Below are 13,949 nucleotides of genomic sequence, written 5' to 3'. Positions count from 1 at the left end.
AATACTATATGTCTTTGTCTAAATTCTACGTTTTACTAATCCTGCTGTTTGCTTGCAATGTCGACAAGCATAAAAAAGTAAAAGAGGGGGATTTTTCCTTTGAAACTACGGAAAGTTCAGTGCTTTTCTTTAAAAACGTGAGAGGGCTTTACTACGAAAAACAAGAAAATACCAAAGCCAAAGCAGACATTTACCGAAACAAAGATAGAATAGCAGCCCAAGACCACCCTGTTATCAACTTGGCGATTGTGCATCATTGGCGAAATGATAAGGCTTACATTATGTTAGAGCCTAATGAACTGATAGCGAATGAAATCCGCTTAGAAGTCCAATGGCAAGACCCTAACAATCAAGCGCAAGGAACTTACTTTTTTGACTTTGGGGACATGGAAACGCACTATTATTTTGCTGTAAAATTGTACCATAGTCTCCAAGAAAATCACTATTTTCAAATCAAGGTAGGCAGAAAATGGCAAGAGTTCATGCACATAGAAGACGAAAGAGAGGTATTTCGCAAAACCATGTTGGATTATTTGAGGTTGGTAAATGCCGTTAAGTAAGCGTAATGCCAGAGTACAATGCCCAAACTGACCACAATGTTAAAAGAGTGTTTTGTGCCAAATTGGGGTATTTCTAAGCCAATATCGCATAGAGGCAATATCTCATCGCTTACGCCAAATGCCTCATTTCCAAAAATAAAAGTGTACTTTTCATCTTTCTTAGGCTGAAAATCTTGCAAATAAGTGCTTTGGTTAGTTTGCTCTACGGCTACGATTTGGTAGCCTTGATTTTTGAGCGATAAAATAGCTTCACTGACTTGTTTTACATACTCCCAACTCACTGACTCAGTTGCTCCTAAGGCAGTTTTATGAATCTCTCTATGCGGGGGGACGGCAGTGATACCACAAAGATAGATTTTCCCAACTTTAAAGGCATCGGCAGTACGAAAAACAGAACCTACATTGTTCATGCTTCGGATACTGTCTAATACAAGCACTAAGTTTTCGTTGGCTTCTTCCTTGAACTGCTCGGCAGAAATCCGATTCAGCTCGTCCATCGTAAGTTTTCGCATAGGAGTTTTATTTAATTTTTTGGGCCGCCAATTTAGCCAAAATACTATATTTGTAAAAAAACATCAACAAAATGATAGTCCAAGTCAGTAACCCTGTTTTAGAAGTTCACGATTTGACAGTAAGCTACAATCGCAAGCCTGTGCTTTGGGACGTAGATTTGAGTATTCCCCAAGGTTCTTTGGTCGGTATTATCGGTCCTAATGGGGCGGGCAAGTCCACCCTCATCAAAAGCATCATGGGACTGATTCCCCTCAGTAGTGGCTACGTCAAACTCTTTGACAAATCTTTGAACGAAGTTAGGGAGAGAGTAAGCTATGTTCCTCAGCGAGAAAGCGTTGATTGGGATTTTCCTGCTTCAGTCTTAGACGTAGTTCTCATGGGAAGGTATGCCAAATTAGGGCTTTTCCGCAATATAAGGCAGTCAGATAGAGAGATAGCTTTGGACTGCTTGCGGAAGGTAGGCATGGAAGGTTTTAAAGACCGACAAATTGCACAACTCTCAGGCGGACAACAACAAAGGGTTTTCTTAGCAAGGGCTTTGGCACAGAAAGCAGATTTGTACTTCATGGACGAGCCTTTTACAGGGGTAGATGCGGCTACAGAAAGTGCTATTGTGGACTTACTTAGGGAAATGCGCTCCCAAAACAAGACCGTCATCGTAGTTCACCACGACTTGCAGTCTGCGATAGAGTACTTTGACTGGATTATTTTGCTGAACATGAGGTTAGTAGCGAGTGGAAAAACGGAAGATGTTTTTACTACAGCTCTCTTGCAAGAAACTTATGGTGGCAAGCTCAATATTTTGGCAGAGGTGAGCGACTTGGTGCGTAAAGGCAACTATCCAAATAGAGAAAGAAAATAATGAAAAATAAAGAAATTGGTACGATTTTTTTTATTTTTCTTAGAAATGATTAGATTTATCAAATAATTTGTTGGGAATTTTTCGTTATATCAGTACCTCCTCCAAATTTTCACTTACAAAAGTACTTAGAATTGCATTTAACTCACGTATTTTCAAGGCTTTATAAAGTCAAACTAATAGAACGTATCAAAATAGAAAGGTCATGCGAAAAGTCAATATTTCCGAGATTAATGATTATTCACGAAGGTTTGCCAGAGTGATATGTGATAAGTTTTTCAGGCTCAATGCCGCTATCAACGGCAAGCAGATTGTAGAACTATGTGAAAATCGTCAGATAAACCTCTTTGTTATCAAGACCATTTATATCAAATGGCAGGAAGAGGCAAACAATATCCGAAGTCCTTATTTTGACTACTCTGCCCCAGAGGTGATGCAAGCTATGACCGCTCTAATGAATGTACTTTCTCGTTACATTAGCATTAAGCGAGAAACCTTTGAGCCTATTTTGGCAAATGCGGTAGTAGATACGCTCTTGCTTACTATTTCACCACTTGACTATTACACCAAAGAATTTTCTGCTATGGGCAAGCAGATAGACGTAGCCCTACAAGTAAAAACAATTGCTAAGTATTTCAAAGTACACCGTACCCTATTTGACCACATTTTAGCCCAATTGGAAAGAGAAGGAAGTATAGTAAAAACGGATAGGGCTATTGCTTTAGTGGCGATATTGCTCAATCAAAAATCTATGTTAGACAACAAGGAATTGATTTTGCAAACCTTTGACAAGGTGATTCCTTTAAACTACAGCCAACTATTTGTCAGTGAGCAAGAAAACCCATTTTTTGCCAATAATTTAGAGGAAACGACTTTTGATATTTCTCCACTTAAATTTGACCTGAATTTTAAAGAAGAAAGTAAGTCAAATGTAACATCCTCTTACTCGCGACCTATTGCAGAGGAAAAACCCATAGTAGAAGAAAAATTCTCTCCACTAAGCAATCCTGAGCTTGCTCGGAGCATCATGGAAAAATCTAAGCATCAAAGCATTAAAGAGATTATTCCTTTTGAAAAGAGAAGTGGTTTTACCAGAGTGCTTTTCAATGGTAATATAGGAGAGTTCGAGGAAGCCTTAGAAATGATAGACAGATGCCCCAATTACCACGAAGCTATTATGTTCATCAAAGACCGCTATTTCCGAAAATATAGCTGGGACTTGGAAAAAGATGAAGTAAAAGAATTTTATGAAATGGTAGCAGAAAAGTTTGATTAAGTATTTTTCTAAAAGTACTTATTTGCTTAGCTCAACTTCAGGTAAGGTAAAATAAAAAGTACTTCCTTGCCCTTTTTCGCTTTCTACCCAAATTTTGCCGTTATTCTTTTCTACAAATTCTTTACAAAGAATCAATCCTAAGCCCGTTCCCTTTTCTCCTTCTGTTCCCTGTGTGCTTATGTTTGTACTCATAGCAAACAACTTGTTTTGCTCTTCCTTACTCATACCTATTCCTGTATCTTTGACTGCAATGACGCATTGTTTGTCTTTTTTATCTACAGCAATCGTGATACTTCCTTGTTTATCAGTAAACTTTATCGCATTATTGAGAAGGTTGCGAATAATAAAGCGAACATGGTTTAAGTCTGCATGAACAATGGTCGAGACAGGTATTTGATTACAAATCGCAATTTCTTTTAACCGAGCAAGTGGCAACAATAACTTAATGGTATTTTCTACTATTTCGTGAAGGTTGAGATTTTCTTTGAGATAAGTTTCTCCTTTCATTTGGCTACGCGCCCATTCCAATAGATTAGTCAGCGTGAAGTCCATGCTATTGAACTGCTTTAACAATTCGGTCTTAATAAAGGTCAGTTCTGAGGCATGTAGTATCTCAGGTTCTAAAATGTCAATGGTATTTTTGAGAGCCACCACTGGATTTCTTAAATCATGGGCAATAATAGAAAAAAGCTTATCTTTAAACTTATTCATTTCTTGGAGTTGTGCAGATTGGAGAGAAATAGACCTATTCTGCTCGTCTATTTCTGCGTTTTTCTGCTCTAACTCTGTTTTTTGAAAAGCCAACAGTCGGTTTGCCTGCCATAGTTTTTGCCTGCTCCTGTAAAGGCTAAATGTCAAAATAGAAACTAAAAATACTAAGCCCAAAGCCGCATACAGCCAATTTAAAAATAGTTCTTTTTTTGCTTTTTGATATTCATTGTCTTTTTCTAATAAAGCGATTTCTCTCCTATTTTTTTCCACCTCAAATTCATATTGTAACCTATTTATCTGAGTTTGCTGCTCTAAAGTAAAAATACTGTCTTTAGCAATGTTAAAGATGTCATTATATTCAAAAGCCTTGATATACTCCCCTTTGCTTCTATGCAAATTGACCAATGCTAAACTTGCTTCTTGGACAATTTCAGGAGATTTAACTTCTTGGGCTATTTCTAAGGCTTTTCTTAAATATAGTTGTGCTTCATTTAGTTGTTTTTTTATAAAATAGATTTCGCCTATCCCTAAGAGGTGAAAAGCAATCTGCTGTTTGATTTGGGCTGTTTCTGCTTTTTTTAGCCCCTCTTGGTAATGCACAAGTGCTAAGTCAAATCTTTCTTGCTTCGCATATACTTTGGCAACGATGTGTCTGCTGATAGACGCATGGTAATTATCCTCTATGGCATCAGCCATTTTCATTCCTCTCGCCGCAAATCCCAACGCCTTTTGGTAATCTCCTATATTGGAATACAGCCATCCTAAGTTTGTCAGATTGACCGCCATCGCTCCTATATTCTGATTACGCTGAGAGATGGCAAGTGCTTGTAAGGTATAATCAAGGGACTGTTTGTATTGCTTTTGTAGCCTAAGTATATATCCTATGTTATTGAGTGCGCTGGCTGTGCCTACCTCATCGCCAAGCTGCTCGGCTATTTTGAGCGAATTAAAATAAAAAGTCAATCCTTCCGCATATTTTCCTTTGACTGAATAAGCAATAGCTATCCTATTGTATGCCCTGCCAATACCCTTTTTATATTTGAGTCGCTCTGCCAAGGTCAAGCCCTTTTGTGCAAAAAACAAAGTAGAATCGGGATAGGATTGGTAATAGCGATATGCCAAATCTATCAACATATCTACTTTGACAGAATCTTGTGCAGGATAGTTGCGGATTTGATTATGCAAGCTATCAATCTTTGTTCTTTGAGCAAAGACCAAAGAAAACGAGAGAAAAAAAAATAAAAGCAAGACAAAGGAATAACGCATGAATCCAGTTGGTTAGATTAGCTTATCAAATTAGCCACTTCCTATTCAAATTTCTCGTCAATATCACAGACACAAAGCTTTCCCTCATATTAAGTAAGCTACTCAGCATGAAGCCATGCTTTCTTAGCAAGAAGTTCTTCTTCTGTTTCCTCCACCTCTGGGTCTGGCACGCAACAGTCCACAGGGCATACCGCTGCACACTGAGGTTCTTCGTGAAAACCAATACATTCAGTACATTTATCGCTCACTATGTAATAAAATTCGTCTGAAAAAGGAGGCATCGCTTTGTTGCCGTCTATCGTGGTGCCATCTTCTAACTCTATGGTTTTCAACTTTGTTCCTCCTGCCCAAGTCCATTCTACTCCCCCTTCGTATATAGCTGTGTTGGGACACTCTGGTTCACATGCACCACAGTTGATGCACTCTTCAGTAATCATTATTGCCATGATAATTCCTTTGAATTTTTATATTTTAGTTTTTCAAACCTGATTAAAAAATTACTTTTGTTTATTAGCCATTAGGTATAAAACCATCATATAACTTTTGAATTAACAAAATTACATACTTGAATGTTCAGATACGAATGATATATTGATTATTTGATAACTATTTTTGGAGTTGTCAAATTATCTATCTACCCTATTCTAACAAATATCAATTAGTCCTACGCTTATTTAGATTTGCATGAAAGATAAAAAGTTCAATTTTTTATGGGTATATTTATATTTTTAGCTTTTAAAAAGACAAAAAAGAGGTAATTTTTTTGGAAAAGCGTTTTTTTTTCTTTACTTGCAACGCAATTTTTCGATTTGCATAGTCATCTTACTGATTGATAAACCATATTAATAAACTAATCCATATTTTATGGCAAGGATTAAATACTATTACGACACTGAGACTTGCAAGTTTGAACCTGTTAAGACTTCCACTACCGACATTATTATCAACTTTGCAGGTTTCATGATTTTTTCTTTGGTGATTTCTTTAGGACTTGTTTCTCTATATATCAACTACTTCCCTTCTGAAAAAGAAGCCGAATTAGCCAAAGAAAACCAACAGTTGCTCTTAAAATACAACATTCTCAATAAAGAAATCGCTGGTGTAGCTGATATGCTCAAAACCTTACAAGAAAGAGACGACAAAGTTTACAGAGTAGTTTTTGAGGCAGAGCCTATTCCATTAGAAATCAGGAACGCAGGTACAGGAGGTACAGAAAAGTACAGAGATTTGTTAGATGAAAAACTTAAACGCGAAGAGCTGATAATAAGCACTGTACAACGTTTAGATAAGCTAAAAAAGCAAATGTATATTCAAACAAAATCTTACGATGAGTTGTTTGAAAAAGCCAAAGAAAAAGCTCAAATGCTCGCCTCTATTCCTGCTATCCAACCAATCTCTAATCAAGACCTTACCTTATTTGCCTCTGGATTTGGAATGCGTATGCACCCTATTTATAAAGTGTTAAAAATGCACACAGGTTGTGATTTTACTGCTCCTCATGGTACGCCCGTCTATGCTACGGGTGATGGGGTGGTAATTTCCGCCGAGTCGGTAGGTGGTTACGGCAATCAGGTGGAGATAGACCATGGGTTTGGATACATTACTAAGTACGCACACCTTTCTGCTTTTAGCGTAAAAAAGGGACAGAAAGTAAAAAGAGGGCAAAAAATAGGTGCAGTAGGTAGCAGTGGAGTGTCTGTTTCGCCTCACTTACACTACGAAGTAATGCACAACGGCAACAAGGTCGACCCTGTAAACTATTTCTTTAATGACTTAACGCCTGCTCAGTACGAAAAACTATTAGAAATAGCTAAACAAGACCGTCAGTCTATGGGAGGAGGTTACTAAGTAGTTTTAATTTTAAAAACCTTACTTACAATTTCATATATTAAAGTTCAGTAGAGCGATACAGTTTTGTGTCGCTTTTTTTGTATTAAAAATGCACCTCTAAAAATTTGGAATAATTTTAGATTATTTTTTTGTTAAAAGTAAGTTTCAAAACTTTGAGATAGAAACTTACCCAATTCACGAATCCTAATACGGCATGATAGACATTTTACGGCAAAAAATTAGTTGTTATTCCTTAGTTTTTGTATTTATTTTTTTGTATAGTTGTTTGATTATCAAACAAAAATCTTTTGCACAAAAAGAAGAGGTACAGTGGGCATCAAAGGTAATAGAGGTTTCTTCTGAGTATTTTACTGACCCTCCCTCTCCTCAATACAGAGCAATTCAGATTTTAGGCAAGCCCAATAAGCTGCCAGCTATGGGGAGCAGTCCTTGTGCTTGGTCGCCCGCCAATGAAAATGCAAGAGCAAATGAGTGGATAAAAGTAGGGTTTAGCAGTCCTATGCAAATCAGGCAAGTAGGTATTGGGGAAAGTTTTAATGCAGGGGCAGTTTCCCATGTGTACCTGTATGATGAAAAAAATAAGGAGTATCTTATCTATGAAAACATGGACACTAAAGCAAGAGATTCTTTAGGACGCATGTTTCATATTTTTTTCCCATTGACCGCCTATAATGTTTGTGCAGTGAAAGTAGTGCTAAATATCACCGATGTAAAAGGCTGGAATCACATAGACGCTATTGGTATCTCAGCCTCACCTGTTCCGATTCAAGCAAGCATCAATTTGGCTTGCGAAAGCAGTGAAAAAAATATAGAGCATTTAGGCGATAGCATCAACTCAGAGTTTGATGAAATCATGCCTGTTATTTCCTCTGATGGACGCACTCTTTACATAGACCGCAAAAATCACAAGGATAACATACCAAGCAAAAGAGATAATAGCGGAAAAATATTTCCCAATGACGATATTTGGTACGCCACATTGACCCCTGATGGCACTTGGAGCAGAGCCAAGCACCTGCCAGAGCCACTTAATAACGATAGTCATAATTATGTTTGTACGGTAACTCCTGACGGCAATACACTCTTAGTGGCAAATAGATACATTAAAGGAGGAAAATCAATTGGAGGTATTTCTATTAGTCATAGAATCAACACTTTAGACGAATGGACTTTCCCAGAGCCGGTCAATATTGACGAGTATTACAACCTAAATAAATATGCAGAGTTTTTCTTAGCAAATAACAGAAAATCATTGCTTTTAGCTATCCAACGAGAAGACAGCTATGGAGAAAGAGATTTGTACGTAAGTTTTGCCAAGCCCAATGGCTCATGGACAAGTCCTAAAAACTTGGGAAGCATCATCAATACTGCGGGCATAGAGCTAACTCCCTTTTTGGCGGCAGATGACCGCACTTTATATTTTTCTTCTAATGGGTTTAGTGGTTTTGGAGAAACAGATATTTTTATGAGCCGCCGCTTAGATGATACTTGGCAAAATTGGACTGAGCCTGTCAATATGGGTAGTTTCCTCAATTCCAAAGACTGGGACGCCTCTTGTACCATAGATGCCAAAGGGGAGTACGTGTATTTCGTTTCTTACCAAAACTCAAATAACAGAAGTGCAGATATTTTTAGGGCAAAACTCCCTCAAGAGGTTAGACCTAACCCTGTTGTCCTCATCTCTGGGAAAGTCTTAAATACCAAGACCAATCAGCCTGTGAGTGCAGAAATCATTTATGAGTTTTTAGAAAAAGGCATAGAAGCAGGCTACGCTCTGGCTAACCCAACGACAGGCGAGTACAAAATTATTCTTCCTGCCAGCAATAGCTATGGTTTTTGGGCAAAAGCAAAAGGCTTTTTACCAATGAGTGAAAACATAGACCTCTCTGAAATCAATAGTTATCAAGAGCTTACCAAAGATTTATTTTTAACTCCTATAGAAGTAGGGCAAGCAGTCAAGCTAAATAACATATTTTTTGAGCAAAGTTCAGCTACTTTACTTGCTCAGTCTTACCCTGAATTAGAACGCTTGTTGCGAACGCTAAAAGAAAACCCCAGCATGAAAATTCGCTTAGAAGGACATACAGACATAGAGGGCAAACCTCAGAATAACTTGAAACTTTCCCAAGATAGGGTTGATTTCATCAAGTCCTACTTGATAAGCAAAGGTGTTGAACCACAAAGAATTAGCACTTTGGCATTAGGAGAAAGCCAACCCCTGACCCGCAGCAGAGATGAAGAAAGTAAAAAACGCAACCGCAGAGTGGAGTTGCGGATATTGGAATAAAGAGAAGTTGTTACATTTAAGCCTCTTATACTTCGTTAGGTCAGAAATTTTTTTTGTAATTTTGCGGAATAAAAAACTTGGTTTCCCTTGTAGATGATTAGATATTCAACTCCCCACAGAGTTGGGGTAGGTGCGGTGTTTCATAGTGCTACCAATATAAAGTGCCTAACGGCACATAATGAGTTTAAAAATATATTTTATCCTGTTAGGGCTTCTATATTAGTAGAAAAAAGAGTAAAACAAAAAATCACAACTCCGTTAGGCGTTAAATATGAAATTTATGAGCAGATTCGTTGTTTCAGATATTCATGGTTGTTCAAAGACATTAAAAGCATTAGTAGATAAAATTGGATTAAATAAACAAGATAAAATCTACTTTTTTAGGAGATTATATAGACAGAGGTGTAGATAGTGCAGGAGTGATTGACTTTATCATGAATTTAAAAGAACAAGACTATGATGTTTATACTTTAAGAGGAAATCACGAAGAAAATCTCATTGATGCACATAAAAACTACGAACCTAAGTTGTTTCAAAAGTTTGTAGAACGCATTAATAAAAGTGCAAATCTGCTTGATGAGGAAGGAAAGTTAAAAACTAAATACATCGATTTTGTACTAAATTTACCTTATTTCATAGAGTTAGAAGATTTTTGGCTGGTTCATGCAGGCTTTAATACCAACATAGAAGATACGTTTTCAGATACTCTTGCTATGTTAGAAACAAGAAGATTTGAGTATGATGAAGAAAAACTAAAAGGCAAAAAAGTAATTCATGGACATCAAGTCATCTATTTGAGTGAGATAGAAATTGCTATAAAAGAAAACAAAAATATTATTCCTTTGGACAATGGGTGTGTATATTCCAAACCACATAAGATATATGATTACAAGCAAGTTGGCAATCTGTGCTGTTTGAATATGGATACAAAAGAATTGATTTTACAAAGAAATATTGATGAATAAGGAATATAATAGGAAGTAGGACTTTAGCTTAATGTTGCACGTGATACACGTGCAACATGATGGTCGCCTTTGCGGTGTGTTCTCACCCACAAAGCAAGTCCTATACTATAAAAGAAACAAATGAAGTTTAATTATTCAAAATCAAATAATTACGACAAAGATAAAATGGACTTAATTTCAGACATAGACATCATCATAGACGAGAAAGTTGAGGTGTGCGATACAAAAATCCTTCCCGATAACTTCAAGGCAGGGCAGAGAAAATTATATATAGAAAGTTATGGTTGTCAGATGAATTTCTCTGATAGTGAGATAGTGGCTTCGGTGATGCAAAAGCATGGCTTTGGGACTACTTCCAATGTGGAAGAGGCTGATTTGGTCTTTTTGAATACTTGTTCTATTCGAGAAAAGGCGGAGCAGACCGTGCGTTTTCGCCTTGACCACCTTAATAGCCTGAAAAAGAAAAAACCAGAATTGATTATTGGGGTGCTGGGGTGCATGGCTGAGCGTTTGAAAACCAAGTTTTTAGAAGAAGAAAAAATTGTAGATATAGTCGTAGGACCCGATGCTTACCGCGATTTGCCCAATTTGGTAGAGCGAGTCGACGAGGGAGATAAAGCAGTGAACGTTTTACTTTCTCGTGAAGAAACTTACGCCGATATTGCACCTATCCGCCTCAATTCCAACGGAGTTTCTGCTTTTATCTCTATCATGCGGGGGTGCGACAATATGTGTTCTTTCTGCGTAGTACCTTTCACTCGTGGGCGTGAGCGCAGTAGATCCCCTGAATCTATTGTGCAGGAAGCGAAAGACTTATTTAGTCAAGGATATAGAGAAGTTACGCTTTTAGGGCAAAACGTGGACTCCTACAAGTGGGCAGGCGAAGCAAACAAAAAAGAAACCGACTTGGCGATAGCCCAAGGAAAACCTGCGGTAACATTTGCGAACTTGTTGGAAATGGTGGCGCAAATTAGCCCTGATTTACGAGTGCGTTTTTCTACCTCGCACCCCAAAGATATGACCGATGAGGTGCTACACACTATGGCTAAATATGAAAATATTTGCAAGTACATTCATTTACCAGTGCAAAGTGGCAATAGCCGTGTACTGGAGCTGATGAATCGCACTTATGACAGGGAGTGGTACATAGAACGCATAGATGCTATCCGTAGGATTTTGGGCGAGGACTGTGGCATTTCTTCTGATATGATTGCGGGATTTTGCACTGAAACTGAGGAAGAACACCAAGATACGCTTTCTCTTATGGAATACGTCCAATACGATTTTTCCTATATGTTCTTCTATTCAGAGCGTCCTGGTACATTGGCGGCGCGTAAATACAAAGACGATATTCCAATGGAAGTAAAAAAACGTAGGTTACAGGAAATCGTAGATTTACAGCGTAAACTTTCTTACCAAAGAAACCAAAGAGATGTCGGTCAAGTGCATAAAGTCTTGATAGAAGGCTTTTCTAAACGTTCTCAGGAACACTTGCAAGGTAGAAATTCACAAAATAAAGTAGTAATTTTTCCCAAAGGTAAGCACCAAAAAGGTGAATACGTGGATGTATTGGTTACTGACTTTACTGCGGCAACGCTGTTGGGAGAGGTAGTATAGAAAGCACATGGGAAGAAGTACTTAGCTTACTTCCCATGTAACTTACTCTTAGAATAGCTATATCCAAAATAAATTCCAAAACCTACTAAGCACCACACAATAAAGCGTATCCAATTTTCTGTACCGAGTTCGGTCATGAGATAAAAGTTAGTAAGCAAGCCTAATACGGGAATCAAGGAGAAGTTTTTGCGGAAACTTTCTACTGATAGCCACGCCCAACAAAGAATAAATAGGATTTTTAAAGCTACATCTCCTATGCCTTCGCCATTAGAGAAGGCTTTTTGCCAGTTGGCAAGCGTATCTGTATAAATAAAAATTACTCCTAAAATTACTATCCACAAAACGCCTACCCAATATTTCCCATTGATATAAGGAACTTTGAACTTAGACTCTATGCCTTGCAAGTCCAACACCAGCACCCCTGCACATACCAAACCAAAGGCAAAAAGCGTCCCTACTGCCGTCAAATCTGTAACATAGGCTTGGTCCATCACTAAGGAGGGAATACCAACCAAAGCCCCCGTAACTATAGTAGAAAAAGAAGGTGTCTTGAATTTTGGGTGGATTTTAGAAAAGGCTTTTGGCAAAAGTCCATCTCTGCTCATGACCATCCATATACGCGGTTGCCCAATTTGATAAGCAAGCATAGCACTTGTGGTAGCAATGACTGCCCCTACAGAAACTACTCCTGCTACAAAGTTCATATTTACTTTTTGGAAAATATACGCCAAAGGGTCTCCAACTCTCAATTCTTGGTAGCTAACCATGCCTGTCATAATAAAAACCGTAGCGATGTAAAGCACCGTACAAGTCAGTAAGGCGTACATCATAGCTTTAGGAATATCTCTTTGTGGGTTTTTGCACTCCTCTGCGGTAGTGGAAATAGAATCAAAACCTATGTAGGCAAAACTAACCGCCGCTACTCCTGCCATAACCCCACCAATACCGTTAGGAGCAAAAGGAATCCAATTTTCAGGCTTGATGAAAAATAAACCTACCAAAACTACCAAAAGCACCGCCAATATTTTTAAAATAACCAATACATTATTGACATTTTTGGACTCTCTAATGCCTACATACACCAAATAAGTCAGCCCTATAGTAATCAAAAAAGCAGGTAAGTCCACGATAATAGGAATTCCCCATAAGTTAGGAGCAGTATTCCAAAGTTCTGCAATTTGAGGCGAAGTAGCTGTACCTTTGTTTAGGAGTTCTTCATGAGCCTCTTTAACAGTATAGTAGCCTGTAGTAAGAAAATCAGGGAAATGAATGCCAAATCCCTCTAAAAGAGTAGTAAAATAGTCAGACCAAGAAATGGCTACTACTACATTGGAAATTGCATATTCTAAAATCAAGTTCCAGCCCAAAATCCAAGCAATAATTTCTCCTAAGGAAGTATAAGCATACGTGTAAGCACTTCCACTTACAGGTACAGTAGAGGCAAAGCGGGCATAGCAGTAAGCCGAGAAAACACAAGCGACTGCAAAACCCAAATACAAAAGGGCAATAGCAGGACCTCCATCATAAGCGGCTCGCCCAATGGTAGAGAATACCCCCCCTCCTATGATAGCAGCTATACCAAACAAAGTAAGGTCAGTAACAGTAAAACTTTTCACTAAACTGCTGTGATGCCCATGCTCGGCATCAGCTAATAGGTGTTCAACAGATTTTTTGCGAAATAATGACTTTATATCCACCGTATTATTTTTTAACCAATTGTGCTAGTTAAAATATAAAGTTTTTTATATCTAAGATAGGTTGTTGAGTTATAAAGTTTAAATAAATAGCAAAAGTTAGGGATGTTATTTTTGCGATAATTCTATTTGTTAGTCCCCAAGCACTCTTTGCACGTGTATATTGTATGTTAAACTGCTCTGTCAGTATTGAGTTTACTGTTTCAATGGTTTTACGAAAAATACCAAGAAATGCTTTTTCAGTAGCAGTATTAGCTACTTGGTTTGCTCTATTTTGTATAATTAGCTCATAATCAAGTGTATTCTCAAGCCTTTTTCCCAACCCTACATACCCTTTATCGCCAATAGCT

At 37.8% G+C, this 13,949-nt stretch carries 12 protein-coding genes; 7 read left to right on the top strand and 5 right to left on the bottom strand.

Annotated elements, in window-relative coordinates:
• The first annotated feature begins 8 nt into the window (after window positions 1-8).
• On the top strand, window positions 9-560 hold the full coding sequence (locus BM141_RS10910; RefSeq protein WP_091545111.1) for a hypothetical protein: 552 nt from the start codon (window positions 9-11) through the stop codon (window positions 558-560).
• Here BM141_RS10910 and BM141_RS10905 read toward each other — a convergent pair.
• Window positions 530-1,072: an RNA methyltransferase gene (locus BM141_RS10905; RefSeq protein ID WP_091545108.1), complete on the bottom strand. Its 543-nt coding sequence runs from the start codon at window positions 1,070-1,072 to the stop codon at window positions 530-532. The two genes, BM141_RS10910 and BM141_RS10905, sit on opposite strands and share 31 nt — an antisense overlap.
• A 71-nt stretch (window positions 1,073-1,143) precedes the next feature.
• Here BM141_RS10905 and BM141_RS10900 point away from each other — a divergent pair, with 71 nt between their 5' ends.
• Window positions 1,144-1,935, top strand: a complete 792-nt coding sequence (locus BM141_RS10900; RefSeq protein ID WP_091545106.1) for a metal ABC transporter ATP-binding protein — start codon at window positions 1,144-1,146, stop codon at window positions 1,933-1,935.
• Between the two features lie 202 nt (window positions 1,936-2,137).
• Window positions 2,138-3,208, top strand: coding sequence for a hypothetical protein (locus BM141_RS10895; protein ID WP_143090892.1), 1,071 nt, complete (start codon window positions 2,138-2,140; stop codon window positions 3,206-3,208).
• Window positions 3,209-3,226: 18 nt separating this feature from the next.
• On the opposite strand, the gene BM141_RS10890 is transcribed toward BM141_RS10895, so the two are convergent.
• Window positions 3,227-5,185, bottom strand: a complete 1,959-nt coding sequence (locus tag BM141_RS10890) for an ATP-binding protein (protein ID WP_091545100.1) — start codon at window positions 5,183-5,185, stop codon at window positions 3,227-3,229.
• A gap of 98 nt (window positions 5,186-5,283) precedes the next feature.
• On the bottom strand, window positions 5,284-5,631 hold the full coding sequence (locus BM141_RS10885; RefSeq protein ID WP_091545097.1) for a 4Fe-4S dicluster domain-containing protein: 348 nt from the start codon (window positions 5,629-5,631) through the stop codon (window positions 5,284-5,286).
• A 418-nt stretch (window positions 5,632-6,049) separates the two neighbouring features.
• Between BM141_RS10885 and BM141_RS10880 the strand changes: the two genes are divergently transcribed.
• The 4 genes from BM141_RS10880 (at window position 6,050) to miaB (ending at window position 11,905) form a co-directional block, all read left to right on the top strand.
• Entirely contained in the window at window positions 6,050-7,033 is a 984-nt protein-coding gene (locus BM141_RS10880; protein ID WP_091545095.1) for a M23 family metallopeptidase, read from the top strand.
• Between the two features lie 196 nt (window positions 7,034-7,229).
• Window positions 7,230-9,323, top strand: coding sequence for an OmpA family protein (locus BM141_RS10875; RefSeq protein ID WP_091545093.1), 2,094 nt, complete (start codon window positions 7,230-7,232; stop codon window positions 9,321-9,323).
• Window positions 9,324-9,679: 356 nt separating this feature from the next.
• Complete coding sequence (locus tag BM141_RS10865) at window positions 9,680-10,288, top strand: metallophosphoesterase (RefSeq protein ID WP_091545089.1); 609 nt, start codon at window positions 9,680-9,682, stop codon at window positions 10,286-10,288.
• 120 nt (window positions 10,289-10,408) lie between these two features.
• A complete protein-coding gene (gene miaB / locus BM141_RS10860; RefSeq protein ID WP_245764043.1) occupies window positions 10,409-11,905 on the top strand; it encodes a tRNA (N6-isopentenyl adenosine(37)-C2)-methylthiotransferase MiaB in 1,497 nt (498 codons plus the stop codon).
• 26 nt (window positions 11,906-11,931) lie between these two features.
• Here the strand turns inward: miaB and BM141_RS10855 are convergent, their stop codons facing one another.
• Window positions 11,932-13,602 carry an amino acid permease gene (locus BM141_RS10855; protein WP_091545085.1) on the bottom strand — a complete coding sequence of 557 codons (1,671 nt, stop codon included), beginning with the start codon at window positions 13,600-13,602 and terminating at the stop codon, window positions 11,932-11,934.
• A gap of 28 nt (window positions 13,603-13,630) precedes the next feature.
• Window positions 13,631-13,949, bottom strand: a 319-nt coding sequence (locus BM141_RS22935; RefSeq protein WP_394331679.1) for a hypothetical protein, incomplete at its 5' end; no start/stop codon positions are given.

This window comes from Thermoflexibacter ruber, assembly GCF_900113045.1.
In the GTDB taxonomy this organism is placed as follows: Bacteria; Bacteroidota; Bacteroidia; order Cytophagales; family Thermoflexibacteraceae; genus Thermoflexibacter; species Thermoflexibacter ruber.
The sequence above is the reverse complement of the archived record's forward strand: the minus strand, read 5'-3'. Positions and strand labels throughout refer to the sequence as shown.